This window comes from Streptomyces sp. BB1-1-1 (assembly GCF_031597775.1).
Lineage (GTDB): Bacteria > Actinomycetota > Actinomycetes > Streptomycetales > Streptomycetaceae > Streptomyces > Streptomyces thinghirensis.
Genome location: NZ_CP134203.1, coordinates 2,212,826 through 2,237,461 on the forward strand (window position 1 = coordinate 2,212,826; position 24,636 = coordinate 2,237,461).

The window sequence follows — 24,636 nt, forward strand, 5'->3', positions numbered from 1 at the left end:
GCCGGGCCCGGGGTCGACGACCCCGGGCCCGGCTCGAATGTCACGTACGGCTACTGACCGTTACGCGTCGATGCGCGACCGGTCGAGCGTCGCCGCCGAACTGGAGATGAACTCCTTGCGGGGAGCGACGTCATTGCCCATCAGCAGGTCGAAGACCTGCTCGGCGGAGTCCAGATCGGTGAGGTTGATGCGGCGCAGGGTGCGGCGCCGCGGGTCCATGGTCGTCTCCGCCAGCTGGTCGGCGTCCATCTCGCCCAGACCCTTGTAGCGCTGGATGGAGTCCTTGTACCGGATGTTCTTGCTCTGGAACTCCATGAGCGTGTCACGCAGCTCGCGGTCCGAGTACGTGTAGACGTACTTGTCCTGGCCCTTTTTGGGTTGGACGAGCTCGATGCGGTGCAGCGGCGGCACCGCGGCGAAGACCCGGCCCGCCTCCACCATGGGCCGCATGTAGCGGTGGAACAGGGTCAGCAGCAGGGTGCGGATGTGGGAGCCGTCCACATCGGCGTCGGTCATCATGATGATCTTGCCGTAGCGGGCCGCGTCGATGTCGAAGGTGCGGCCCGATCCGGCTCCTATGACCTGGATGATCGCGCCGCACTCGGCGTTCTTCAGCATGTCGGTCACGGACGACTTCTGGACGTTGAGGATCTTGCCGCGGATCGGCAGCAGCGCCTGGAACTCGGAGTTCCGGGCGAGCTTCGCCGTGCCCAGTGCGCTGTCGCCCTCGACGATGAACAGCTCGCTGCGGTCCACGTCGTCGCTGCGGCAGTCGGCGAGCTTCGCGGGCAGCGAGGAGGACTCCAGAGCCGTCTTGCGGCGCTGGGCGTCCTTGTGCTGGCGGGCGGCGATGCGGGTGCGGGCCGCGGCGACGGCCTTCTCCATGATCACCCGGGCCTGCTGGGCGGCGTCGCGCTTGGTGGAGGTCAGGAACGCCTTGAGTTCCTTGGTGATGACGTTGTTCACGATGCGGCGGGCGGCCGAGGTGCCGAGGACCTCCTTGGTCTGGCCCTCGAACTGCGGCTCGGCCAGGCGGACCGTCACGACCGCCGTGAGGCCCTCCAGGGCGTCGTCCTTGACGATGTCGTCCTCGGCGACGCGCAGCATCTTCTTGGTCCGCAGCACCTCGTTCATCGTCTTCGCCACCGCTTGTTCGAAGCCCGCGACGTGGGTGCCGCCCTTGGGCGTGGCGATGATGTTGACGAAGGACTTGAGGGTGGTGTCGTAGCCGGTGCCCCAGCGCATCGCGACGTCGACGCCGAGGTCGCGGGTGACCTCGGTGGGCGTCATCTGGCCGTGCTCGTCGAGCACGGGGACCGTCTCCTTGAAGCTGCCGTTCCCGCTGAAGCGGAGGACGTCGCAGACGGGCCTGTCACTGGCCAGGAACTCGCAGAACTCGCTGATGCCGCCGTCGAAGCGGAAGGACTCCTCGCCCTTGCTGCCGCCGTCGCCGAGGCCGAACTCGTCGCGGACGACGATGGTCAGTCCGGGGACCAGGAACGCGGTCTGGCGGGCCCGCTGGTGCAGGTTGTCCAGGGAGAGCTTGGCGTCCTTGAGGAAGATCTGCCGGTCGGCCCAGTACCGCACGCGCGTGCCGGTGCGGCTCTTGGGGATCTTCTTCCCCTTGCGCAGCCCGCTCCCGGCCTCGAACTTGGCGTCCGGGCCCGTCCCGGTGAACGCGCCGGGAACGCCACGCCGGAAGCTGATGGCGTTCGTGTGCCCGCTGCGGTCCACCTCGATGTCCAGCCGGGCGGACAGGGCGTTCACCACGGAGGCGCCGACGCCGTGCAGACCGCCGGAGGCCGCGTACGAGCCGCCGCCGAACTTGCCGCCGGCGTGCAGCTTGGTCATGACGACCTCGACGCCGGACAGGCCGGTCTTGGGCTCGACGTCGACCGGGATGCCCCGGCCGTTGTCCCGGACCTCCACCGACGCGTCGTCGTGGAGGATCACCTCGATGTGGTCGCAGTAACCGCCGAGGGCCTCGTCGACGGAGTTGTCGATGATCTCCCACAGGCAGTGCATCAGGCCACGGCTGTCGGTCGATCCGATGTACATGCCCGGACGCTTGCGTACGGCCTCGAGCCCCTCGAGGACGAGCAGGTGCCGCGCGGTGTAGTTGGATCCGTCCCGGTCTGCTCCTGCCAGCAGCGCAGTGGACGGCACGGATGTCTCGGCGGTCACGCGGTTCGCTCCTCGCTGAATTTCAGATGGGGCCCCGCTGGGTAAGGGCGCGGCTCGGTTCACCGGTCAGAGGGTACCGAGGCCTGGTAGAGCCGTTGTAACGCCACCCTCGTCGAGGACACACCCTAGTCCAGCGTCGCATACCTGTTCGATCCCTCGATGGGGTGAAGTACACATCACGTTCCCTTCGAGGCATGAACCATTTAGGCTCCGGGCACGTCCTCATGAACAAACCGGCAACCCAGCCGGCGGGACTGACACTGACCGACTGCGCGAACCCGTACGACACAGAGACACGCAATACGGCACATTCGCCGCCAACCGGCAACAGCCTGCCCCTCGGAAAGTTTTTTCGAGGAAAAGCCACGAGCGGGAACGTTTTGGGGCTGGTTGGATGTTGACCCTGGTACGACAGCTCGTCGAGCTAGAGAAGAGGCGACGTGACTACTGTTCTGACTTCCGCAAGCCCGCTGACGGCCGCTGATCGCTGCGACCGCTGCGGCGCCCAGGCATACCTGCGCGTCGTCCTGCTGAGCGGCGGAGAACTGCTCTTCTGCGCTCACCATGGGCGCAAGTTCGAGCCGGAACTCAAGAAGATCGCCGCTGAGATACAGGACGAGACGGAGCGGCTGACGGCCGTTCCGGAATCTTCCCCGGAGGAAGAGCGCTGACGCGACGCGCCCGACGACGAGCCAGCCCGGCACAGGCCGAGGAACGGGCGGCCGCCCCCGAAAACCGGAGGCGGCCGCCCGTGCTCGTGTCCGGCAAGGCCCTCAGTGGCCGTCAGACGCCCTCGCGCTGCCGCGAGGCGGAGTCGTCCCATCCCAGCGTCCGCAGAACGGCGGAGACGCGCGTGTAGACCCCCGGGCTGCCCGGGCGCCCGCAGCCGCTCCCCCAGGACACGAGCCCGATGAGCCTGCCCTGGGCGACCAGCGGCCCCCCGCTGTCCCCCTGACAGGCATCGCGGCCACCTACGTTCTCCCCGGCGCAGAGCATGCTGTCGGCGAGATACCGCCCGTCGTCGCTTCCCGGGTACGCCCGCTCACAGAGCGCGTCGGGGAGCACCCGCACGCGGGCCGCCCGCAGGCCGTTCGCGTAGTCCCCGGCGCCCGAGGTGTCGCCCCATCCGTAGACGAGCGCTCCCGTCTCGGGCCCGTACGCGGGGTCACCCTCCGCCGCCATGCCTATGACCGAGTCGGCGGGAAGGGCTCCGGAGAGCGTGAGCACCGCGAAGTCACCGGCGTTGCTGACGTCGTCGTGCGCCGGGTTCACCCAGACGTCGCGGACGGGAATCTCCTGGCCCCGGTCCGAGAGCAGGTCGGTACGGCCGGCGATGACCCGCAGGTCACGCACCTGCTCGGGCGGCGACCCGAGAACCTCCTCGCCCAGGCAGTGTGCCGCCGTGAGCACGGTGGTGCGGCCGACGGCCACTCCCCCGCAGAACTGTCCCGCCCGGGTACCTCCGAACCGGTCACGACTGGACAGGGCGACAGTCCACGGACTGTCGGACACTTCGACCGGAAAGCCTCCGACGACGATGCTGTCGGCGGACGCGGGGGCAACGGACACCAGCGGTATCGCGGTAGCCGCGGCCGCCAGGACCAGCGGCCGGGCCAGTGCCCGGGCAAAGAGGCGACGCATGCAGGCTCCTCACTCCGAGATGGTGATGGAACACCCAGAGTGATCCAGCCCGCCGTACCGCGCACCCGCTGGTCAACGCGAAGGCCCGGTTCCCCACCTGGTGGAACCGGGCCTTGTCGCTTCTACAACGGCTGGAACAACCGCTCGTACGACCGCGATCTAGTCGAGGTAGTCGCGCAGCACCTGGGAGCGCGACGGGTGACGCAGCTTCGACATGGTCTTCGACTCGATCTGGCGGATGCGCTCACGCGTGACGCCGTACACCTTGCCGATCTCGTCGAGGGTCTTCGGCTGACCGTCGGTGAGACCGAAACGCATGGAGACGACGCCCGCCTCGCGCTCGGACAGGGTGTCGAGGACGGAGTGCAGCTGCTCCTGCAGGAGCGTGAAGCTGACCGCGTCGGCCGGGACGACCGCCTCGGAGTCCTCGATGAGGTCACCGAACTCGCTGTCGCCGTCCTCGCCCAGCGGGGTGTGCAGCGAGATGGGCTCGCGACCGTACTTCTGGACCTCGATGACCTTCTCCGGGGTCATGTCGAGTTCCTTGGCCAGCTCCTCCGGGGTGGGCTCGCGGCCCAGGTCCTGGAGCATCTGGCGCTGCACGCGCGCGAGCTTGTTGATGACCTCGACCATGTGCACCGGGATACGGATGGTGCGGGCCTGGTCGGCCATCGCGCGGGTGATCGCCTGACGGATCCACCAGGTGGCGTACGTGGAGAACTTGTAGCCCTTGGTGTAGTCGAACTTCTCCACCGCGCGGATCAGACCGAGGTTGCCCTCCTGGATGAGGTCCAGGAAGAGCATGCCGCGGCCGGTGTAGCGCTTGGCCAGGGAGACCACCAGGCGGAGGTTGGCCTCCAGGAGGTGGTTCTTGGCGCGGCGGCCGTCCTCGGCGATGATCTCCAGCTCGCGCTTGAGCTTGGGCGCGAGCTTGTCGGAGTTCGCCAGCTTGTCCTCGGCGAACAGCCCCGCCTCGATGCGCTTGGCGAGCTCGACCTCCTGCTCGGCGTTGAGCAGGGGGACCTTGCCGATCTGCTTGAGGTAGTCCTTGACCGGGTCGGCGGTGGCGCCGGCCGCGGCGACCTGCTGGGCCGGAGCGTCGTCCTCGTCGTCGTCGGACAGCACGAAGCCCGCGTTCTCGGTGCCCTCGGGCTCCTCCGTCGCGGCCTTCGGCTCCTCGACCGCCTCGTCCTCGAGAAGCTCGCCGTCTTCCTTCTTGGCGGTGGTCTTCTTGGCAGCCGTCTTCTTGACGGTCGTCTTCTTCGCTGCCGCCTTCTTGGCGGTCGTCTTCTTGGCCGCCGCCTTCTTGGCGGGCGCCTCTTCCTCGACGGCGGGGTCGGTGGCGGGCGCCTCCGGGGAGGCGGGGGCGGTGGCCTTCCTGCTGGTCACCGCCTTCGCCGCGACCGCCTTGGTGGCGGTGCGCTTGGCGGGACTCTTCGCTGCGACGCTCTTACGGGTGCGCTTGGGCTCTGCGGCACTGACCATCAGCGTCACACCCTCTTCCTCGAGGATCTGGTTGAGGCTGCGCAGTACGTTCTTCCACTGAGTGGCCGGAATCTGGTCAGCTTCGAAGGCCCGACGCACGTCGTCGCCGGCGATCTGCCCCTCAGCCTTTCCCCGCTCAATGAGCGCCATGACAGAGACGGACTCGGCGATCTCCGGCGGGAGCGTACGGGATGTGCTGGCCGACACGAACAACCTCTCGGAACGTTGGAAAACGGCTTCCGGCCCCATCCATGATGGACAGGAGCCGACCGCCGGCTTGGGAGTGGGCCGACGGCGCGGGCGTGCCGGGGAGATGCACAGCGCCATGAACGGCGTCCGTATTCCCTCCGCGGCTGTCACCTCTTAGGTCATCGCGTTGTTCCCACGAGCGTTACGCCCAATCCGCGTGGCCCGAGTCACACCCCGTAAGCGTTCAAAATCGGCCAAACACGGATAAACAAGGTCACCAACGAGTAGAACCTGACCGCACCGGGAGGCTCAGCCTCTCACCACACCGTCGGACCCCGCGGAATCACAGGGATTCCGCGGGGTCCGGTGCCGGCGAACCGGCCGATCACTGCCATAGGAGGGGTCTGGCGTGCCCGGCCCGCGCCGTTGGGGCGGAACGCGGTCAGTGCTCGCGCGGGGCGGGCACCACGCGTTCCACCTCGGGGTGGACGGTCAGAAGTTGGCGCATGGCGGTCTCGGCCGCCACGCCGTCCCCCGTGGCGAGGGCGTCGACGATCCTGCCGTGCTGCGCCAGCGAGACGTCGTTCGGCCGGTCACAGCCCGTGACCGGGCCGCCGGAGACGTGGAGGGCGGCGGAGACGATCCCGGAGAGGTGATCCAGCATGCGGTTGCCCGCGATCTGGATGAGGAGCGCGTGGAACTCGGCGTCGGCGCGCGAGAAGGTGAGCGCGTCGCCCTGACCCATGGCGTGACCCATGATCCCGACCATGTCGGACAGACGCTGCTGGATGTCCTCGCGCCCGTGCCCGGCGGCGAGGCGCGCGGCGAGGGGCTCGATCGTCCAGCGCAGTTCGCTGAGCTCGCGGCGCTGGTCGTCGCGCTGCGGCCCGAAGGCGCGCCACTCGATGATGTCCGGGTCCAGGAGATTCCAGTCACTGACCGGACGCACGCGCGTGCCGACGTTCGGGCGGGCGCTGACCAGCCCCTTGGCTTCCAGGACGCGGAGGGACTCGCGGACGACGGTGCGGGACACCTCGAAACGCTGGCCGATCTCCTCGGGCACCAGCGGGCGGTCCGCGCCCAGGTCGCCCGAAACGATCATCTGGCCGAGCTGCTGGACGAGTTGCCCGTGCAGTCCGCGGCCGCGGCTGCCCGCGGTGCGCCGGCCCACGCGGCCGAGCTCGGGCTCCACCCCTTCCCAGGCGGGCACCCCGACGCGGTCGACGGCGGGCGCCTCGGCGTAGGGGTAGCGGTCGAGTTCGCCCGGGTTCGCGAGGCCGGAGTCGGCGGAGCGGGCGGCGGTCATCATGGTGTGCGCAAGGGTAGTCACGCATCCTTTGTCGGCGCCGTCCTCAACTCCCTTGAGGTCTTTGGTGAAAAGCACACGAAAGGGTGATCGCTCACCCCGTCGCAATTGACGCCTTATCGGAAAGAAATGGGCTTTCCCCGGGGAGTTGCGCACACGGTCGGACCGGAAGGGCGAGGCGGAGGTCATCGGGCCCTGCTGCGCAGGGTCATGAGCAGGTATGCGCAGAGCAGAGTGGTCAGCGACAACGTCAGTGCGCTGCCGACGGGTTGGACGATCATGCGCAGCACCTCGGCCAGATACCGCTCGCCACCGAACGGCCACTGCGACAGGAGGACCTCGCGCACCCTCATCGGGAAACCGGCGGCGGTCCGCACGGACGGGCCCGCCCAGACCCTTTGTACGAGCGGTACGACGAGGACGGGGACGGCGACCACGGCGGCGAGCCCGGCCGTGGTGGAGCGGAAGACACCTGCGGCAAGCACACCGGACCAGGCGCACCCGACGACTAGTCCGAGCCAACCGGCGGTCAGTGCGGGCCAGTCGGCGGGAACCCTCGCGAGCTCCTGTCCGTAGAACAGATGAAGCACTTCGGCGTCGCAGCCGACCGTCAGGGCGGCCAGCACCAGCGCGGTGGCCGCGGATACGAGGAGTTTGGCGGTCAGCAGCCCCATCCGGCGGGGCACGGTGCCGCGGTCCGCCGCCAGGGCGGGATGACGGAACTCGTCACCGAAGGCGAGCGCACCGAGCAGCCCCGCCCCGAGCGCCGCGGGCGGCAGCGGCAGTTCCCGCGGCCACGCGGCCAGGAGACGTGGCTGCGGGGTGTGCCCGACGCGCGCCAGGACCACAGCGGTGACGGCGGACACGACGAGCACGACAGCGCCGGTGACGAACCCGGTGCTGATACCGACCGCGCGGCGCAGTTCGTAGCGGAGGGGGCTGAGGGGGCTGGGGGCGGAGCGGACGGAGATGGGCGGCGGCAGCGAGGACGCCGCTTTCCGGGTGTCCGCCGCGGCGGGAGTGAGCGCGGCGAACGGGCGCGGTGTGCGCCGGAGGGCGGTGCGGGCGGGTGGGGTGTGGACGGGCGGGGTGTGGGCGGGTGGAGTGTGGGCGGACCCGGCCCCGGGGAGGTCGTCCGCGGGCTCGGTGGGGGACGGTTGTGGTCCCTCGGGCTGCGGGCTGTCGAGCGGCTGGTCCAGGGGAGACCGGCGCGGGTCGGCTCCGTCGGAGGCGGTCGCGGCCGGGGGCGGGGCCGGGGCCGGGGCCGAGGGCGGTGGGTCGGCGGGTGACGGGCGAGGGGCGGCGGGTGACGGGCGAGGGGCGGCGGTCGGGTTCGCCGCGTCGGGCGCCCGGCTGTCTTCGACGCCCTGCTGTCGGGCCGCGGGCACCGCGCCCGCCCCGGGACCCATGTCGCCGATCTCGTCGGCCAGTTGGTGTACGAGGATCCCGTGACGGAACGCGGTTTCACCGATGTCGGCACACGTACTGCCGTACACCGCGAGGCGGTTGCCGCCTTCGCGTACGACCTCGACGGAACGGCGGGCCGCGCGTGCCTCTTTGCTCAGCAGGGCGGCGAGCCGGGCGGCGTGCGGGCTGCGGACCGCGACGCGGGGGCGCAGACGTGTACGGGAGAAGTCCGCCACCTCCTGGTCGGCGACGACTCTGCCCTTCTCGAGCGTGACGACGTGGTTGGCGGTACGCGCGGCCTCCTTGGGATCCGCGGTACTGAACAGGACGGTGCCGCCCTGGGCGGCATGGGCACGCAGCGTGTCGTGGAGGCGACGGGCCTCATGGGCGGACAGTGCTCCCGCGGGGTCGTCGAGCACCAGGGTGTGCGGATCGGGAAGCAGAGCACAGGCCAGTCCGAGGCGTCGGTCCATACCGCGGGAGAGGGTGCCGAGGCGTTCGCCGCGCAGGCCCACGAGTTCGGCCGACTCCAGGACTTCGTCGGCCCGCCGGACGGGAACCCCGGCCGCCGCGCACAGCATGCGGAGATGGCCGCGAACCGTCCGGGCCGGGTGCCCCGGCACATCCCCCAGCAGGACTCCGACCTCGCGTGAGGGATGGGCGATGCGGTGCAGGGGCCGGCCTCTGAAGTAGGTGAGACCACGGCCGTGCTGGAGTTCGAGCATGAGTCTGAGCGCCGTCGTCTTGCCGGCGCCCGCTGCTCCGAGCAGTGCGGTGACGTGGCCCGCGCGCGCCTCGAAGGAGACGTCGTCGACGGCGGGCGGAAGCTCCTTGCGGGGGTTGCTGGTCAGTCCGAAGGCCTGGATCACCCGTAGCAAGATAGCGTGCCATATCCGGTTTTTCGGGCATGTCAAGCGCTGGCGGACACGGAGTGACGGGCCCCGTCGATCCCTTGTTCGCCGTTCGCTCCGGGGTCCTGCCCGCGCTCGCCGTCACACCTCGGGACGCAGCATCGGGGGGTTGAGGAGAGTCGCGCCGCCGGCCCGGAAGAGCTGAGCGGGACGGCCGCCCTGGCGGGTGGTCGTGCCCCCGGTGGGGACGAGGAAGCCCGGCGTGCCGGTCACCTTGCGGTGGAAGTTGCGCGGGTCGAGCGCCACGCTCCACACCGCCTCGTAGACGCGTCGCAGCTCCCCGACGGTGAACTCGGGCGGACAGAACGCGGTGGCCAGCGACGAGTACTCGATCTTGGAGCGGGCTCGCTCCACCCCGTCCGCCAGGATCTGGGCGTGATCGAAGGCGAGCGGCGCCACCGGCTCGCCGCCATGGCCGTAACCAGCCTGCTCCAGCAGCTCCTCGACCGGCGCCCAGCGCGCGTTGCTGGCGTCACCGCCCGCCCTTGGTGCGGGCAGGTCGGGAGCGAGCGCGAGGTGGGCGACGCTGACCACGCGCATCCGGGGGTCGCGCTCGGGGTCGCCGTACGTCGCGAGCTGCTCAAGGTGGGCGCCGTTGTCCTGGGTGGGTTCGACCGGGTCGTGGACGCACAGCCCCGTCTCCTCGGCCAGCTCCCGCGCCGCCGCCTGCGCCAGGTCCTCGTCGGCCCGCACGAAACCGCCGGGCAGGGCCCAACGGCCCTGGAACGGCGGCTCGCCCCTGCGCACCGCCAGCGCGCACAGGGAGTGGCGGCGAACGGTCAGCACGACCAGGTCCACAGTGACGGCGAAGGGCGGAAACGCTGACGGGTCGTAGGGCATGCGGCGATCATAGTCGTCTGCCTGACGATAAACACTCCCTTCGCCACCGCTTCGTCGGCTGATCCACTTCGCTGGGGCCCGCGTCTCGCCGACCGTTCCCCGGACGCCGTGCGAAGCCACGTACCGCCAGGTCAGGCTCCTAGTTGCAGCCCGTCGGCGGCCTCTTCGACCATGGCCAGACCGAGTCGGCTGACCCGGACCGAGAACGGCGCTCCGGCGACCCGCAGCCCCGTGAGTCCGAGCTCCCCCAGAGGCGCGTCGCGCACGGGACGCAGGGTGACGGTCTTGGCCGGAGCGTCGGGGCGGATGCCCGCGAGCGTGGTCAGCAGCAGCACCCCGGCGGCGGCCGCGGTGGCGGCGGGGCGGCAGGCCGCCGGGTGTGGGAGGGGCGCGCCCGCGTCGGCGCGTTGCTCACCCGCGTACATCTCCGGCAGGCGGTGGCCGAAGGCGCCCGCCGCGGCCACTACGCCGCGCAGCAGCGAGCCCGCCTCCTTCTCGTGCCCGGCAGCGGCCAGACCCGCCACCGCGATCGCCGTCTCCTGGACACGTACCGCCCCGGCGCGATGCCCGAAGGGGTTGTATCCGGCTTCCTTCTCGGCCAGTCCGCGCAGACCCCAGCCCGAGTCCATGGCCGGATTGCCCAGCAGCCGGGCGAGTCGATCGGTCTGCACCGGGTCCAGCAGGCCCGGAGCCGGGACGCCCCCGCCTAGCAGCCCGGTGTCGAGGAGGTGGGCCGCTGCCGCGCTCAGGTGCGGCACGAGGCGTCCGTCCGGGGCTCGTGCCGCCGCGGGCCGTCCGCCTGCCCGGTCGTCGATCCAGAAGTCCCGCTGGAACGACGTCCGCAGCCGCCGGGCCCACTGCCGCAGTCCGTCACCGCCCGGTCTGCCGAAGTCGTCGAGCAGTTCGGCGCCGAGCAGGGCGGCACGGTGGGCGTGAGCCTGCGTCTCGTATCGGACGGGGCCACCCGGGTGCGGATCGGGTACGTACGTGCCGTCCCCGGCCGTGGTGCGCAGCCAGGCCAGACACCGCTCGGCGGCCGGCATCAGCTCCTGGGTCTCGTGTTCGCAGAGCCCCCACCGGCGGGCTTCCGCGAGGAGCACGGGGAAGAGCAGGGTCGCCTCGGTGCCGGTGCAGCCCGGCGGCAGGTGCGGGCCGGTGTCACGTCTGGGTCCGGGGATCATCCCGGACCGCGGGCCGGGGCCGCGGTGTTGGGTGCGGGCGAGGGCGCGCAGCGTACCGGCGGCGAGCCGGGTGCCGAGAGGAAGTGTCATCCGCGCGGCGGCGAGAGCCTCGGCGGGGGCCAGACCGCAGCGCCAGGGGACGCCGGCCGCGAGATGGACGTCGGCGGGGTGTGCGGGATCGCGCAGCAACAGGGCTCTGAGGTCCTCGATGCTGGTCCGCAGGAGGGCGGGGACCGCGGGGTCGTCACCGGTGGCGTGCGCGGAGGCCAACGGGTCGGCCGCCGTGCGGCCCACCGCCCGGAGCGGGCCCGCACCGTCCGGTCGTACGCGCAGTTCGAGGCTCGTGCTGCCGCCCGGAGGCAGTAGGAACTCCCACCGCAGCAGTCCGGCGGAGGCCAGTGCGTCGGCGGGCGGCGGAACGGCTGTGACCGACGCGCCGCCCGCGGCGCCGGACCACCGCAGCCCGGAGTCGTGAACACTGGCCGACAGGGCGGGGCCCGCGCGGCCGGCGGCGATCGATCCCAGGTCGGCCAGGTCCGTGCCGAGGGCCACCTCGACCGGCAGCCGCAGTGGGTGGGGTGACCAACTGCGCAGCGTGATCCGCTCCGTACCGTCGGCGTCCCGGGTCCGCTCGACCATGACGTCCGGGTCCGGCCCCGGCGCGGACGACGTCCGAAGCGTCCCCACGAAGCAGGCACGGTGGGCGCCTGTCATCCGGGCCTGCGACGGGACGGGCTCACCCCCGGCCACGCGAAGGCGGCACCGGGAGAGCAGGCGTCGGCCCGCGCGGTAGAACCCCTCCAGCCCCAGGCCGGTCAGCTGTCCCTGCTCCGTGGAGATCACGAGGCCGGGCAGGGCCACGCCGATCATGGTCTTGTGAGCGGGCGGCAGGTCCCCGGATCTGTGGGGCGTCGCGGACGGCGCACTCCGCGGGGTCACCGGCTCCGCACCCGACCACGCCGACGAGAGGGGCGCCCCCGGCCGGGAGCGGACCGTCGGCGGGCCGAGGTTCTGTCCCTGCCCCGAGCCGCGGTTCCTGGCATGCGCCGAGGAGACGGCAAGGGACGGCAGCGTGGTCCTCCGTCCGGCGGCAGAGGTGTCCGGGGCGGCGAAGGGCGGGGTCGGCTGGTGCATGGGAGGGCTCCCTCTTTGCTCGGTGCGCCTCTGGCGGAACGGCGCCGTGTGAGGCCCGGCCGGACGGCTGCGGTGCGGCGTCCCGACCGGTCCGGGCGTTCCGCCACTCAGGTGAACGGAGCGGGTGTCCTCCGGGTCACGCCTGCGGCGGGGAACTGCGGCGGGGATGCCCGGCAGATGAGGGTGCGGGCCGTGGGCCGCCTCCCCCTTCAGGCTCGCTCTTCGCCCCCTTCAGTCGCGTGCTCTCCCGCGCTTACCCCTTCCACGCAGGTCTCCTTCCGGCCCGTGGCCTCTGCCCCCGAGGCGCGCGGCCGCGTTCGGGCCGTCCGTGCGCCGCCCGGGCGCTCACCACCCGCGGGAGTGCGAGGACGCCCGATCCTCCCGCCCGGCTCACGGCCCTGCGCCCTCGCACGGCGTCGGGCTCCATCGGCCGGGACGACGGGGCGCGTGCGGCGCCGGCGCCCGGGCGGCACCTGCGGAGCGGACGAAGGCTCGGCCGGACGGCGTTGCGCGGGCCCGTCGCCCTGCTCTCCCCCGTCCGCGGCGTCGCGTCCCCCGCCTCCGCGGCCCCCGCGCTCCGCTCGCAGGCAGCGGCGGACCGACTCGGGATCGAGGCCCTCGTTGCACGCCTGGTGCAGGAGCCGGGCGAAGAGGTAGTCGGGATCTGCGCCGAGCGCCATGGCCAGAGCTTCCCGGGCCTCCAGTTCATCCCCGGCGGACCACGCGACCCAGCCCGCGAGAGTGAGGGGCGCGGCCGCGTGTTCGCCGTAGGAGCGGACGCAGCGACGGGCCAGGGCACGCCAGAGACGCAACGCGGGTCCCGCCTCGTCACCCTCCATCCACTCCGCCGCACGGTCACGGGTCGTACGGTCCTGGAGGCCGAGGATCAGCGCCGCCGCCTCGTCGTGCCCGAGCAGTTGGTCGTCGCGCAGATCCTCGGCGGGCACGCCGGACACGGGCGGGGCGTCCGTGAGGCGTCGCATGGCCCGCCGCGCCAGGTCGAGCGTCTCCTCGGCCACCTCCGAACGCCCGGCGTCATCGAGGATCCTGGAGACCACTGTCACGGCGGCCGCGTCCAGGGCTGCCTCCTGTTCGAGGGCCGCGGCGTTCTCCCGGGGCAGCAACCTGGCCCGCAGCTCGCTCAGCGAACCGCGCACCTGGATACCGGCGTAGGTGGCCGCCGCGGCCAGCACGGACGTGCCCGGCAGCCCCATGGGCACGCCCTCCGCCGGGCAGCAGGCTTCCTCGTCGCAGCAGTACGACCAGAAGCGGCCCGCCGAGATGCACAGCGCCTCGACGACCGGTACGTCGAGGGCACCGCACTCGACGCGCAGTTTCTGGGCCAGTGGCCGCAGTCGCTCCATCACCTCCCGGCCGGTCTCGCCCCGCGCCGGCTCCTGGCAGAGGTAGGCGACCATCTGCTCGGGCCTCACGCCTCGGCGCTCGCTGCCGGTCACCAGGCCGTGGACCAGCTGTCCGGCGGCGCCTGTCCAGTCGTCCGCGTTCGCGGGAATGCCGAGCCGGGCCCGGCCGCCGAAACGGCCCCGTCCGTCCCTGTCGCGCAGGGCGACCAGGACGATGCTGTCCTCGGGGCGGTACCCGAGCAGGTACGGCAGGGCGTCGGCCAACTCGGCGGGGGTGCGCAGGGTGACCTGGTGCTCGTCGCCGGGGCCGTCGTACCGGGTGCGGGCCGTGCGGCCGGGCTTCACGGGGCCCGGGATGTCGCCGTTCTCGGAGGATCCAGTCGTTTCGCTGTGGTTCGTCATGGCCCGACGATCTCGCGGATTGAGAAGTTCCGCTTTGCCCTGTGGATAACTCCCATCAGGGACACGTCACCCGGCGGCGCCCGGTGTCCGCGCCGTCCCGCCCCACCGCCCGGCTGTCAGTCCCGTCCTGTTGTATGGAACGCATGGAGCACACGAGCAACGCGGATCTCCGGACAGCCGCCGACACGGTCCTCGCCCGCCTCGTCGGGGACGCCTCCGGCGCGGCCCGGCTGCGGGAGGACCAGTGGCGGGCGATCGAGGCGCTGGTCGCCGACCGGCGCCGGGCCCTGGTCGTCCAGCGCACGGGATGGGGCAAGTCCGCGGTCTATTTCGTGGCGACCGCGCTGCTCCGCGACCGGGGAGCCGGGCCGACGGTGATCGTCTCCCCGCTGCTCGCGCTGATGCGCAACCAGGTCGAGGCCGCGGCGCGGGCCGGCATCCGCGCCCGGACCATCAACTCCTCCAACACCGAGGAGTGGGACGCGGTCCAGGACGAGATCGCCGCGGGCGAGGTCGACGTTCTGCTGGTGAGTCCCGAGCGGCTCAACAACCCGGACTTCCGCGATCAGGTGCTGCCCAAGCTCTCCGCCGCGACCGGGCTGCTCGTGGTGGACGAGGCCCACTGCATCTCCGACTGGGGCCACGACTTCCGCCCGGACTACCGGCGGCTGCGCACGATGCTCACCGATCTCCCGCCCGGCGTGCCCGTGCTGGCGACCACGGCCACCGCCAACGCGCGCGTGACCGCCGACGTGGCGGAGCAGCTCGGCACCGGCGGTACGTCGGACGCGCTGGTGCTGCGCGGCCCGCTGGACCGGGAGAGCCTCAGCCTGGGCGTGCTGCGGCTGTCCGACGCCGCGCACCGGATGGCCTGGCTCGCCGACCACCTCGACCGGCTCCCGGGCTCCGGGATCATCTACACGCTCACCGTGGCCGCCGCCGAGGAGGTCACCGCCTTCCTGCGGCAGCGCGGCCACACCGTCGCCTCCTACACCGGCAAGACCGAGAACGCGGACCGCCAGCAGGCCGAGGACGACCTGCTCGCCAACCGGGTCAAGGCACTGGTCGCCACTTCGGCGCTCGGCATGGGATTCGACAAGCCCGACCTCGGCTTCGTGGTGCACCTGGGCTCGCCCTCCTCCCCCATCGCGTACTACCAGCAGGTCGGCCGTGCCGGGCGCGGTGTCGAGCATGCCGAGGTGCTCCTCCTGCCGGGGAAGGAGGACGAGGCGATCTGGGAGTACTTCGCCTCGCTGGCCTTCCCGTCGGAGGAGTTGGTGCGCCGCACGCTCGACATCCTCGCGGGCGCGGAGCGCCCCCTGTCCCTGCCCGCTCTGGAGCCCCTGGTGGAGCTGCGCCGCTCCCGCCTGGAGACCATGCTCAAGGTCCTCGACGTGGACGGCGCGGTCAAGCGGGTCAAGGGCGGCTGGATCGCGACCGGGCAGCCGTGGACGTACGACGCGGAGCGGTACGACTGGGTCGCGCGGCAGCGGAAGGCCGAGCAGCAGGCGATGCGCGACTACGCCTCGACGACGGACTGCCGGATGGAGTTCCTGCAACGCCAGCTGGACGACGAGGGGGCCAAGCCCTGCGGCCACTGCGACAACTGCGCGGGCCCGCGCTTCACCGCGGACACCTCCACCGACTCCCTCGACGCCGCGCGGGTCGATCTGGGCCGGGCCGGCGTCGAGGTGGAGCCCCGCCGCATGTGGCCGACCGGGCTCCCGGCCATCGGCGTCGAACTGAAGGGACGCATTCCGGCCGGGGAACAGGCCGAGCCGGGCCGGGCGTTGGGCCGGCTGTCCGACATCGGCTGGGGCAACCGGTTGCGACCGATGCTCTCGGCCCAGGCTCCGGACGGCCCCGTGCCGGACGACGTAGCGAAGGCCGTCGTGGCTGTGCTCGCCGACTGGGCGAAGGGTCCCGGCGGCTGGGCCGCGGGTGCGGCCGACGGCCGGCCGCGGCCCGTCGGGGTGGTGACCGTCGCCTCGCGCACCCGGCCCCAGCTGATCCACTCTCTCGGTGCACGCATCGCCGAGGTCGGCCGGCTGCCGCTGCTCGGTTCGGTCGAGTACACGGGCGAGGTGTCCAGGGCGTCCCGCAGCAACAGCGCGCAGCGACTCAAGGCACTCGACGGCACCCTGACGGTTCCGTCCGCCCTCGCCGCCACGCTCACCGGACTCGACGGCCCGATTCTGCTCGTGGACGACTGCACCGAGACCGGCTGGACCCTCGCGGTGGCGGCCCGGCTGCTCCGCCGCGCCGGTGCCCGGGGGGTGTTGCCACTGGTCCTGGCCGTGCAAGGCTGATCACCCGTCGCGGCGCACGTCGCCGGACCCGAACTCCGCGCGGCCGCGGGTGGGGCGTCCCGTGCGTCACCCGGGTGCGCTCTGGGTAGGGATATAGGACGCGCATCATCCGATAACGGTCGCCGGCCCCAATTGCTCGTTGCCGCAACCAAGTTCGACAGGAAGAATTGAAGTCCGCTCCCCGCACGGCTCGTCCGTGATCCGGCAGGGCTTCACTGCGGTGCGCGCTCCCCCGAATCCGACCCCGCCCGCAGTGTGGGCGCGTAGCCGAAGGGAGGAACGTGACCTTCGGATTCGCTCCGTCCTCGGCGGCTTCATTGTCGCCGTCCGCCGCCTCCGCCACTCGCCTGCTCGAACCGGCGGAGTGGGCCGCCGCCGGGATCCCGCTGCTGCGCAATCCACGGGAGATCGTCGGCGGACTGCACTCGCGGCACCGCCCCAGGCCGGCGACCGCGATCGTGGCCGTGCTCGATCCGGACGAACGACTGCGTGCGAGCGCCTCGTTCGCCAGCCACCGGGTCCCCGCCGACGGATGGATGTTCCGCAACGCGCTGCTCGCCCAGCTTCGCCGGGTCATCCCGCACGACCTGCGGCGCCGCACGCCGGTGCGCACCGCCGTACTGCTCTACTGCCGCGAGGGCGATGCGCGTTGGACGGAGGAGGACGGCGCGTGGATGTGGGGGCTGCGGGACGCGTGCACGCTACACGGGCTGCGCTGCGGCGCGTACATCACGCTGACCCGTGACGGCTGGCAGGTCCTCGGCGAGGGCCGTGGGGGGCGCCGGCCCAACGCGGTGTCCGCGCCGGAGCCGTTCGCCACGTCGGAGACGTCGCCACCGCCACCGCGCACCGGCGGCGTCGCCTCGGACGTGCTGCGCCGCGCGGCGGCTCGCTGAGCGCCACGGGCGCGGTGCACCTTGAGGTAGGGCCGCGACGTCCAGGTCTGTGAGAGCACCTGGCAATACCCGTCCACGTCGCCCAGTGGACGTCGGCCGTCCGGGCATGCCGCAGCCGCCACCGTGCGGGGGCCGACTCCGCGGCCCCCGTGTCACACCGGCGTCCGCCGCGTACGGCGGAACTGGCTCAGACGCCCGCGCCCAGCACCGAGTTGATCCGCTGCGGGTCACCGCAGACGATCAGCAGGGCGCCGGCCCGGGAGTGGGCCACGGACAGGGCGGTGACGGCAGCGGCTTCGGGGCCGCCACTGAGCGCGACCACGACCACGGCCCTCGACGCGGCACGGTCCGCGACGGCGGCGTCCGCGTAGAAGACGTCGTCGCCCGCGTCGTGCTGTGCCCAGTAGGCGGCATCGCCGAAGGACAGTTCGTGGACGGCCCACGGGTGCGGTTCGCCGGTGGTGATCACCAGCACGTCACCGGGGGTGCGACCCGAGTCCAGCAGCAGGTCCACGGCCTCCTCGGCGGCGTCGAGCGCGCCTTCGGGAGAGGCCGGGATCAGCTGGATCTGCGGGGCGGCCGGAGCTGCCGGGGCGGCTGCCGGAGCAGCCGGACCCGACGGGGCGGGTTTGGTCGCGGCCGTGTCGCGCGACGCGCGCTGCGCCGGCGGCGCCGGCGGCGCCGGTCGCGCGGGACCGGGGCGGCCGGGGCGCGGCGGAGCCACGGGACGGGGGCCGGGTACGGGGCGAGGGGTCGGCGCGGTGCGGCCGCTGGCCGGAGTGGCGCGGGGACCCTGGGCCTGCTCGTGAATCTGAGGCTCCTCGGGAATGAGAGGCATGAGCTGATATTTATCAAACGTTGGTGCGGCTCGCGTCGGCGGGTGGCACATGCCTGCGAGCGGAAGCGTCAGAAATCGAATCCGAGCTGGCCCTCGATTTCCGGAACACTTCCGTCCACCCAACTGCGGACCTTCTTGAGGTGCCGCCACTGGGGCAGCGAATCAAGATACGCCCACGACAACCGGTGGTGCGGGGTGGGTCCCCGTTCCTCCAGTGCGGCCTTGTGCACGGGCGACGGATACCCGGCGTTGTCCGCGAAACCGAAGTCTGCATGGTCGATACCCAGTTCGGCCATCATTTTGTCGCGCTGGACCTTGGCGAGCACCGACGCGGCGGCGACGGCCACGCAGGACTGGTCACCCTTGATCACCGTACGGACCTTCCAAGGCGTCCCGAGGTAGTCGTGCTTGCCGTCGAGGATGACGGCGTCGGGACGGATCGGCAGGGTCTCCAGGGCGCGTACCGCCGCGAGTCGCAGCGCCGCGGTCATCCCCAGTGCGTCGATCTCCTCCGGAGAGGCGTGCCCCAGGGTGTACGAGGTCACCCAGGTCCGCAGCTCCGCGGCGAGTTCCGTGCGTCGCTTGATGGTGAGCAGCTTGGAGTCGGTGAGGCCGGCCGGGGGCCGACGCAGTCCGGTGATCGCGGCGCAGACGGTGACCGGCCCGGCCCACGCACCGCGCCCCACCTCGTCGACACCGGCAATGATCTTCGCTCCGGTCGTGGCGCGGAGAGAGCGCTCGACGGTGTGAGTAGGTGGTTCGTACGGCATGGCGTGCTTAGCGTACGCCGCCCCGAACCTCCGGCGACACCCCGGTTCCCCAAACGGGACCAGGGCGCGTGCAGCCGGGAGTCAGACGCTGTCGGGCCGCAGCAGCGGGACCATCAGCTGGTCGATCATTTCCTCGATCTCCTGGTCCGTCCATTCGCTTGCACAAATCTTCGAGCGGTACATCATCATCGCCGGGATGGCGTCGAAGACGTATCCGTTCGCCGCGTCGCGCCGGACCTCTCCCCGCTCTATTCCGCGGTTGATGACCTCGCGGAGCATCGTCAGCGTCGGCTCGACCACCCCCTTGAGGATCACCGCGTGGAAACGCTCCGCCTGCATGCTGTCGCATTCGTGAATCACCGATCGCAAGGCGAAACCGGGGCGGGAGAACATCGCGTCGCGTGCCCTCCGGCACAGCGCCAGGAGATCCTCGCGCACGCTCCCGAGGTCGGGCACCGTGTCGAAACGCGGCAGCCCGGACCGGAGCGCGTCCGCGACGAGGTCCTCCTTGGACGGCCAGCGGCGATAGACCGCCGCCTTGCCGGTCTGGGCTCCGGCGGCCACACCCTCCATCGTCAGGCCGTTCCAGCCGACGGTGCCGAGCTGGTCCAGCGCGGCGTCGAGGATCGCGCGTTCGAGGACCGCGCCACGCCTGCGGGAGGGTGGCTGGGCGGAGGCGGCCGCCCAGTGCGAAGCAACCATGTCGAGGGTCTCCAGGAAGCGGGGAACGGGTTTTCGGGGGTCAGGGGGCGTGCCGCGCGGCCACAACGGGGGACGACGCGCACGGCGGCACCACAAGTGAACGCTTGCGTTCACTGTCGGGGAGTCACTAACGTTGAAGCAACAGTGAACGCAAGCGTTCACTAAGTCAGTCGTGGGGGACGCATAGTGACAACCTCTTCTCTGATCAAAGACCAGAAGCCGGGAGCTGCCCGCCGGGAGGGGCGTCCCGGCATCGCGCTCACGGTCATCGCGGCCTGCCAACTCATGGTGGTACTCGACGCGACGATTGTGAACATCGCTCTCCCGCACATTCAAGAAGCGCTCAGCTTCAGCACCACGGACCTCACCTGGGTCGTCAGCGCCTACACGCTCACCTTCGGCGGTCTGCTCCTGCTCGGCGGCCGAGCCGGTGACATCCTCGGCCGTCGCCGGGTCTTCATGACCGGCATCCTGCTGTTCACCTTCGCCTCGCTGCTCGGTGGCTTCGCCCAGGAACCCTGGCAACTGCTGGCGGCGCGTGTCCTGCAAGGTGTGGGAGGGGCCATCGCGTCGCCCACGTCGCTGGCCCTCATAACCACCACCTTCCCCGAAGGACCGGAACGCAACCGGGCCTTCGGCGTCTTCGCGGCCGTGTCCGCGGGCGGTGGCGCCATCGGCCTGCTGGCGGGCGGCATGCTCACCGAGTGGCTCGACTGGCGCTGGGTGCTCTTCGTCAACGTGCCGATCGGTGTACTGATCGCGGTGCTCACCCCGCTGTACATCAGCGAGTCCGAGCGGCACTCCGGACGCTTCGACATCGCCGGAGCGGTGACCTCGACGGCGGGCATGGCGTCTCTCGTCTACGGCTTCATCCGGGCCGCGGACGAGGGCTGGCGGGACAACCTGACCATCGGTTCCTTCGCGGCCGCGGTGGTCCTGCTGCTGTCCTTCGCGTTCATCGAGTCGCGGGCCAAGGAGCCGATCACCCCGCTGAGGATGTTCGCCGACCGCAACCGCGCCGGCACGTACGTGATCATGCTGAGCCTGGCCGCGGCGATGTTCGGCATGTTCTTCTACATCGTGCTGTTCGTCCAGAACGTGCTGGGCTACACCCCCATCCAGGCCGGTCTGGCCTTCCTCCCCGTCACGGTGGTGATCGCGCTCGGGGCGGGGCTGTCGCAGCGGTTCCTGCCCGTGTTCGGCCCCAAGCCGTTCATGGTCGTGGGCTCGACACTCGCCGCGGTCGGGCTCGGCTGGCAGGCCCTCATCAGCTCCGACAGCTCCTATGTCGGCGGAGTCCTCGGTCCGATGCTGATCTTCGGGTTCGGCATGGGCCTGAACTTCGTGACGCTGACTCTGACCGCGGTCTCCGGGGTCGCCCAGCACGAGGCTGGCGCGGCGTCCGGCCTGCTCAACGCGATGCAGCAGGTGGGCGGATCGATCGGCCTCGCGATCCTGACGACGGTGTTCGGCACGGCGACCAAGGACGAGGCGGAGAAGCAGGGGGCGGACTTCCTCACCAACGGCTCCGCGGAACAGAAGGCGGAGTTCGCCCAGACGCACCAGCTGCCGGCGCCATGGGGGCACGAAGTGCTGGCGCAGGGCATCTCGGCGGCCTTCATACCGGCTGCCGCCATGGCCGTCCTCGCCCTGGCCACGGCGTGGCTGGTGATCCGGGTGCGCAAGAGCGATCTGGAGGCCCTGTCCGGCTCGGCCGGGCCGGGCATCGGCTGACGCCACGCCACCGCGGGCCGGGCGGTGGCGGTGTCCACCGGCGGGCGCCACGCACGCCTGCCGATGCCCGCCCCGACGGCTCGCGGTCGGCGGCGCGCTCGACCGGGCGTGCAGTACGAGAGACAGCAGCGCGAGGGACAGCAGCGCGAGGACCGGCAACGGCAAGACCCCCATGACCCACCCCTCGTGACACTCCGGACTGTGCGGGGCTCATTCCTCGCACAGCGGATGTCACGACAACGGACGGCTGGTCACGGAGAGTTCCCGTCGCACACGGAGAGTCGAAGCGGATTCCGACGTCCCTCCGCCGGCGCCCCTCGCGGGCCGGCTAGGCCGACGTCACCATCCACTCGGGCAGCGCCTCGACCCGCCCGGCCCACTCGGCCGGCGGCGCTCCCGCCTCGGCGGCGGCGACCACTCCGCCCACGATGGCGCAGGTCGTGTCCACGTCCCCGCCGACCTGGGCGGTCGTCCAGAAAGCGCGCTCGTAGTCGCCGAGGGCGCGGGCCGCGGACCAGAGGGCGAAGGGAACCGTGTCATGGGCGGTCGTACGTCTGCCGCAGCCCAGGACCGCCGCGACCGTGGCCGCGTCGCCGTAGTCGAGCATGTCCCGGGCGCGGCGGAGTCCGGCGCCGACCGCGCTCTTCGGTACCAGGGCGACGACGCCGTCGAGGAGCGCGTGCGGGGTGGGCGGGCCCGCGGGGTCCGCGGCCAGGGCGGCGGCAGCGGCGACCGCCATGGCGCCGACCACCGCCTCGCGGTGCTGATGCGTGGGGTAGGCCGAGATCTCCGCCTGATGGGTCGCCTGCTCAGGGTCGTCCGCGTACCACGCGCCCAGCGGGGCGATCCGCATGGCGGCGCCGTTGCCCCAGGACCCCTGGCCGTTGAACAGCGCGGCGGCGAGTTCTCTCCAGTCGCCGCCCTCCCGGACCAGTCGCAGGAGGCGGTTGACCGCGGGGCCGTAGCCGCGGTCGAAGTCGTGGTGCCGGGCGAAGGAGAGCGCCAGCGCGTCCTGGTCGATGCGCTGGCGCGCGGCCAGGACGGAGACCACGGAGCAGGCCATTTCCGTGTCGTCCGTCCACTGCCAGGTGCCTGGGGGCAGCTCGCGGGATTTCAGCAGCGGGTAGTTCGCGGGCACGAAGAACTGTGAGCCCAGCGCGTCCCCCACCGACAGTCCGCGCAGGCTGGACAGGGCCCGGTCCAGGCGCACGTCAGGAGATGAATGAGCGGTCATCGCACTGCCACTCTATCCGGTGATCCCGTACGGTTCCGGATCCCGCCAGCGTTCGAAGGGGCGGTCAAGGGTGTACTTGCCGTCCTCACCGAGAACGAGCATCCGCATCTCGCCGTTCCCGGGGTTCGACAGCGACTCGAATTCCGCGACCGTCCAGTGGAACCACCGCATGCAGAACAGCCGCATGGCCAGACCGTGGGTCACCAGCAGCACGTTCGGCGGATGATCGGGGTCCTCGAAGCTGCGGAACAGGCTCTCCAGGAAACCGCCGACCCGGTCGTACACGTCGGCTCCGGACTCGCCCTGGGCGAAGCGGTAGAAGAAGTGGCCGTAGGCGTCCCGGTAGGCCTTCTGCAGACGCACGTCGTCCCGGTCCTGCCAGTTGCCCCAGTCCTGCTCACGGAGCCGCGGCTCCTCCCGTATCCGTATGAGTCCCGGGTCGAGGTTGAAGGCACGCAGCGTCTCGTGCGTCCGGCGGTACGGGGAGACGTACACACTGACCCGCTCGCCGCCGAACACCTCGCGCAGCCCCTTGCCCGTCTCCTCGGCCTCCGCCCGGCCCTGCGCGGTGAGGGCCAGCGCGTGGTCGGGTTCGCGCTCGTACACGGAGTCATCGACGTTGCCCGTCGACTCGCCGTGGCGGACAAGAACGATGCGCCGTGGTCGTGCCATGCCAGAACCCTAGATCGGGACGGGCGGAAGCAAGCACTCGAACGGGCCCCATACGGCGTACGTCACACAGTCCGCACATCCCGGTCGGCGCACGTCGACGCCGGGAGAGTCCGTCCGGATCTCAAACGGTCCAGGTGGGTTCGAGTTGCACGATGTCCCCCGTCAGGGCCGCGATGTCGGCCTCCGTCTGGGCGCGCAGCGCGAGCCGCTCCACCCGCTCGGTGCGGTACTTGCCGTGCTCGGCGGCCGACCGCCACATGGACAACACCAGGTACTCGTTCCCCGGCGCCTCGCCGAACAGCCCGCGGATCATGCCGGGCGAGCCGGCCATCGCGGGGTTCCAGACCTTCTCCTGCATGAGGACGTAGTGCTCGGCCCGCTCCTCGTGGACGCGGCAGAGCGCCACCCGCACCAGGTCGGCGTCCGTGAAGCGCGGTTCGAACCCGGTCTTCACATCGAACCGGTAGTCGAAGAGCCTGACCTGGGCGTTCTTGAAGGTGCCCGCCTGGGCGGAGGCGAGCCGGTCGTGCGAGCGGGCCATGAAGGAGTCGTAGAAGGCACGGCTCTCCCAGAAGGCGAAGACGTGCGCCACGTCCGGCCGTCCCCGGCTCCAGCCACCCCCCTGCCCCCGAAAACCCGGCTCCCCCGGAAGCCCCGCCCACTTTCGCTGCCCCCGCTCGAAACCGCGGCGGTCCACCACGGTGCAGCGAATCCACTTGACCAGCACCGCGCCATGGTAAGGCCAGGGAACGTGGCACCGGTCACTCTCCGGAGGACCGCTTGCCCGCAACTGCCTCGCTGTGCGTGGCAGGATGGACAACCGGCCGTCACCGCTCGGCACTTGAGGTGGCCGGGCAGGGCGGGGGACCTGGGAAGGGGAAGTTCGTGAACGGCCTCAGCAAGGGAATCGGCAAGGTCGAGGTCGCGCTGCGGTGGGACCCGAGTCCGGCGGGTGAGCCGCCCGCCGATCTGGACGTCGTCGCCGGGACCTATCCGGCGGACGATCCGTACGGCGATCCCTCCTACGTGGTGCACTTCGACAGCCGCTCCCCCGACGGCACCATCTATCTCAACCGGGACAGCAAGGACGGCAAGGGCTTCGGTTTCGACGAGGTCATGACACTGGAGCTGGGGCGGCTCGACGCCCGGTACGCGCGCGTGGTGGTGGGCGTCGCGATCCAGCAGCGTACCGAGGACCGGACATTCACCGACGTGACCAACCCGGGCCTGCGCATCAGGGAGGGTTACACCGACCTCGCCACGGACGACTTCAGCGGCGTGCTGGGCGCGACGGCGGCGACGGTCGCGGAGTTCGTCCGGGACGAGACGGGGGCCTGGGAGTTCCGGGCCGGAGTCCACGGCTTCGAGGGTGACCCCGCGACGTTCACACGCGTGATGGGCAGGGCCCGCCGCCCCTGACCTCGCCTGCGCGTCGAG

General features: G+C 71.4%; 19 protein-coding genes. 5 read left to right on the top strand and 14 right to left on the bottom strand.

All coding sequences use genetic code 11. The features are described 5' to 3' along the window. Positions 1-60 precede the first annotated feature (60 nt). Positions 61-2,184, bottom strand: a complete 2,124-nt coding sequence (locus RI578_RS10255; RefSeq protein ID WP_310870802.1) for a DNA topoisomerase IV subunit B — start codon at positions 2,182-2,184, stop codon at positions 61-63. Between the two features lie 440 nt (positions 2,185-2,624). On the opposite strand from RI578_RS10255, the gene RI578_RS10260 reads away from it, so the two are divergent. Further along, entirely contained in the window at positions 2,625-2,855 is a 231-nt protein-coding gene (locus tag RI578_RS10260) for a hypothetical protein (protein ID WP_055419847.1), read from the top strand. 112 nt (positions 2,856-2,967) lie between these two features. On the opposite strand, the gene RI578_RS10265 is transcribed toward RI578_RS10260, so the two are convergent. From RI578_RS10265 to RI578_RS10295, 7 genes are all read right to left on the bottom strand, one after another. Then, positions 2,968-3,825 (bottom strand): serine protease, encoded by an 858-nt coding sequence (locus RI578_RS10265; protein WP_310870803.1) that lies wholly within the window; start codon positions 3,823-3,825, stop codon positions 2,968-2,970. A gap of 159 nt (positions 3,826-3,984) precedes the next feature. Beyond that, the gene (locus tag RI578_RS10270) at positions 3,985-5,517 is read right to left on the bottom strand and encodes an RNA polymerase sigma factor (RefSeq protein ID WP_210962813.1); all 1,533 of its coding nucleotides are present in this window, start codon (positions 5,515-5,517) and stop codon (positions 3,985-3,987) included. Positions 5,518-5,941: 424 nt separating this feature from the next. Beyond that, a complete protein-coding gene (whiH, locus tag RI578_RS10275) occupies positions 5,942-6,829 on the bottom strand; it encodes a sporulation transcriptional regulator WhiH (RefSeq protein WP_310870804.1) in 888 nt (295 codons plus the stop codon). Positions 6,830-6,990: 161 nt separating this feature from the next. Next, positions 6,991-9,081: an ATP-binding cassette domain-containing protein gene (locus RI578_RS10280; protein WP_310870805.1), complete on the bottom strand. Its 2,091-nt coding sequence runs from the start codon at positions 9,079-9,081 to the stop codon at positions 6,991-6,993. 123 nt (positions 9,082-9,204) lie between these two features. Further along, on the bottom strand, positions 9,205-9,963 hold the full coding sequence (locus tag RI578_RS10285) for an NUDIX domain-containing protein (protein ID WP_210962810.1): 759 nt from the start codon (positions 9,961-9,963) through the stop codon (positions 9,205-9,207). Between the two features lie 131 nt (positions 9,964-10,094). Beyond that, positions 10,095-12,278, bottom strand: a complete 2,184-nt coding sequence (locus RI578_RS10290; protein ID WP_399059828.1) for a glycogen debranching N-terminal domain-containing protein — start codon at positions 12,276-12,278, stop codon at positions 10,095-10,097. 209 nt (positions 12,279-12,487) lie between these two features. Then, a complete protein-coding gene (locus RI578_RS10295; protein ID WP_310870806.1) occupies positions 12,488-14,044 on the bottom strand; it encodes a DUF4192 domain-containing protein in 1,557 nt (518 codons plus the stop codon). Positions 14,045-14,187: 143 nt separating this feature from the next. On the opposite strand from RI578_RS10295, the gene RI578_RS10300 reads away from it, so the two are divergent. Both RI578_RS10300 and RI578_RS10305 read left to right on the top strand, forming a co-directional pair. Then, complete coding sequence (locus tag RI578_RS10300; RefSeq protein WP_310870807.1) at positions 14,188-16,353, top strand: RecQ family ATP-dependent DNA helicase; 2,166 nt, start codon at positions 14,188-14,190, stop codon at positions 16,351-16,353. A gap of 281 nt (positions 16,354-16,634) precedes the next feature. Continuing rightward, positions 16,635-17,249, top strand: a complete 615-nt coding sequence (locus RI578_RS10305) for a hypothetical protein (RefSeq protein WP_310870808.1) — start codon at positions 16,635-16,637, stop codon at positions 17,247-17,249. Between the two features lie 187 nt (positions 17,250-17,436). Here RI578_RS10305 and RI578_RS10310 read toward each other — a convergent pair whose 3' ends face one another. The 3 genes from RI578_RS10310 to RI578_RS10320 form a co-directional block, all read right to left on the bottom strand. Beyond that, on the bottom strand, positions 17,437-18,087 hold the full coding sequence (locus RI578_RS10310) for a hypothetical protein (protein ID WP_310870809.1): 651 nt from the start codon (positions 18,085-18,087) through the stop codon (positions 17,437-17,439). 68 nt (positions 18,088-18,155) lie between these two features. Continuing rightward, complete coding sequence (locus RI578_RS10315; RefSeq protein ID WP_310870810.1) at positions 18,156-18,857, bottom strand: ribonuclease HII; 702 nt, start codon at positions 18,855-18,857, stop codon at positions 18,156-18,158. A gap of 81 nt (positions 18,858-18,938) precedes the next feature. After that, positions 18,939-19,559, bottom strand: coding sequence for a TetR/AcrR family transcriptional regulator (locus tag RI578_RS10320; protein WP_310870811.1), 621 nt, complete (start codon positions 19,557-19,559; stop codon positions 18,939-18,941). A gap of 186 nt (positions 19,560-19,745) precedes the next feature. Here RI578_RS10320 and RI578_RS10325 point away from each other — a divergent pair, with 186 nt between their 5' ends. Next, positions 19,746-21,293, top strand: a complete 1,548-nt coding sequence (locus RI578_RS10325; protein ID WP_310870812.1) for an MFS transporter — start codon at positions 19,746-19,748, stop codon at positions 21,291-21,293. A 328-nt stretch (positions 21,294-21,621) separates the two neighbouring features. Here RI578_RS10325 and RI578_RS10330 read toward each other — a convergent pair whose 3' ends face one another. From RI578_RS10330 to RI578_RS10340, 3 genes are all read right to left on the bottom strand, one after another. Then, the gene (locus tag RI578_RS10330; RefSeq protein ID WP_310870813.1) at positions 21,622-22,527 is read right to left on the bottom strand and encodes an ADP-ribosylglycohydrolase family protein; all 906 of its coding nucleotides are present in this window, start codon (positions 22,525-22,527) and stop codon (positions 21,622-21,624) included. A gap of 12 nt (positions 22,528-22,539) precedes the next feature. Beyond that, positions 22,540-23,199 carry a histidine phosphatase family protein gene (locus tag RI578_RS10335; RefSeq protein ID WP_310870814.1) on the bottom strand — a complete coding sequence of 220 codons (660 nt, stop codon included), beginning with the start codon at positions 23,197-23,199 and terminating at the stop codon, positions 22,540-22,542. A 121-nt stretch (positions 23,200-23,320) separates the two neighbouring features. After that, on the bottom strand, positions 23,321-23,926 hold the full coding sequence (locus RI578_RS10340; protein WP_121749626.1) for a YdbC family protein: 606 nt from the start codon (positions 23,924-23,926) through the stop codon (positions 23,321-23,323). A gap of 158 nt (positions 23,927-24,084) precedes the next feature. Here RI578_RS10340 and RI578_RS10345 point away from each other — a divergent pair, with 158 nt between their 5' ends. After that, positions 24,085-24,618, top strand: coding sequence for a TerD family protein (locus RI578_RS10345; RefSeq protein WP_310870815.1), 534 nt, complete (start codon positions 24,085-24,087; stop codon positions 24,616-24,618). The last annotated feature ends 18 nt before the right edge of the window (positions 24,619-24,636 follow it).

Coding starts and splice junctions, on each gene's coding strand:
- RI578_RS10265 (WP_310870803.1), bottom strand. CDS start 3,825: ATGCGTCGCCTCTTTGCCCGGGCACTGGCCCGGCCGCTGGTCCTGGCG.
- RI578_RS10285 (WP_210962810.1), bottom strand. CDS start 9,963: ATGCCCTACGACCCGTCAGCGTTTCCGCCCTTCGCCGTCACTGTGGAC.
- RI578_RS10290 (WP_399059828.1), bottom strand. CDS start 12,278: ATGCACCAGCCGACCCCGCCCTTCGCCGCCCCGGACACCTCTGCCGCC.
- RI578_RS10295 (WP_310870806.1), bottom strand. CDS start 14,044: ATGACGAACCACAGCGAAACGACTGGATCCTCCGAGAACGGCGACATC.
- RI578_RS10300 (WP_310870807.1), top strand. CDS start 14,188: ATGGAGCACACGAGCAACGCGGATCTCCGGACAGCCGCCGACACGGTC.
- RI578_RS10310 (WP_310870809.1), bottom strand. CDS start 18,087: ATGCCTCTCATTCCCGAGGAGCCTCAGATTCACGAGCAGGCCCAGGGT.
- RI578_RS10315 (WP_310870810.1), bottom strand. CDS start 18,857: ATGCCGTACGAACCACCTACTCACACCGTCGAGCGCTCTCTCCGCGCC.
- RI578_RS10320 (WP_310870811.1), bottom strand. CDS start 19,559: ATGGTTGCTTCGCACTGGGCGGCCGCCTCCGCCCAGCCACCCTCCCGC.
- RI578_RS10330 (WP_310870813.1), bottom strand. CDS start 22,527: ATGACCGCTCATTCATCTCCTGACGTGCGCCTGGACCGGGCCCTGTCC.
- RI578_RS10335 (WP_310870814.1), bottom strand. CDS start 23,199: ATGGCACGACCACGGCGCATCGTTCTTGTCCGCCACGGCGAGTCGACG.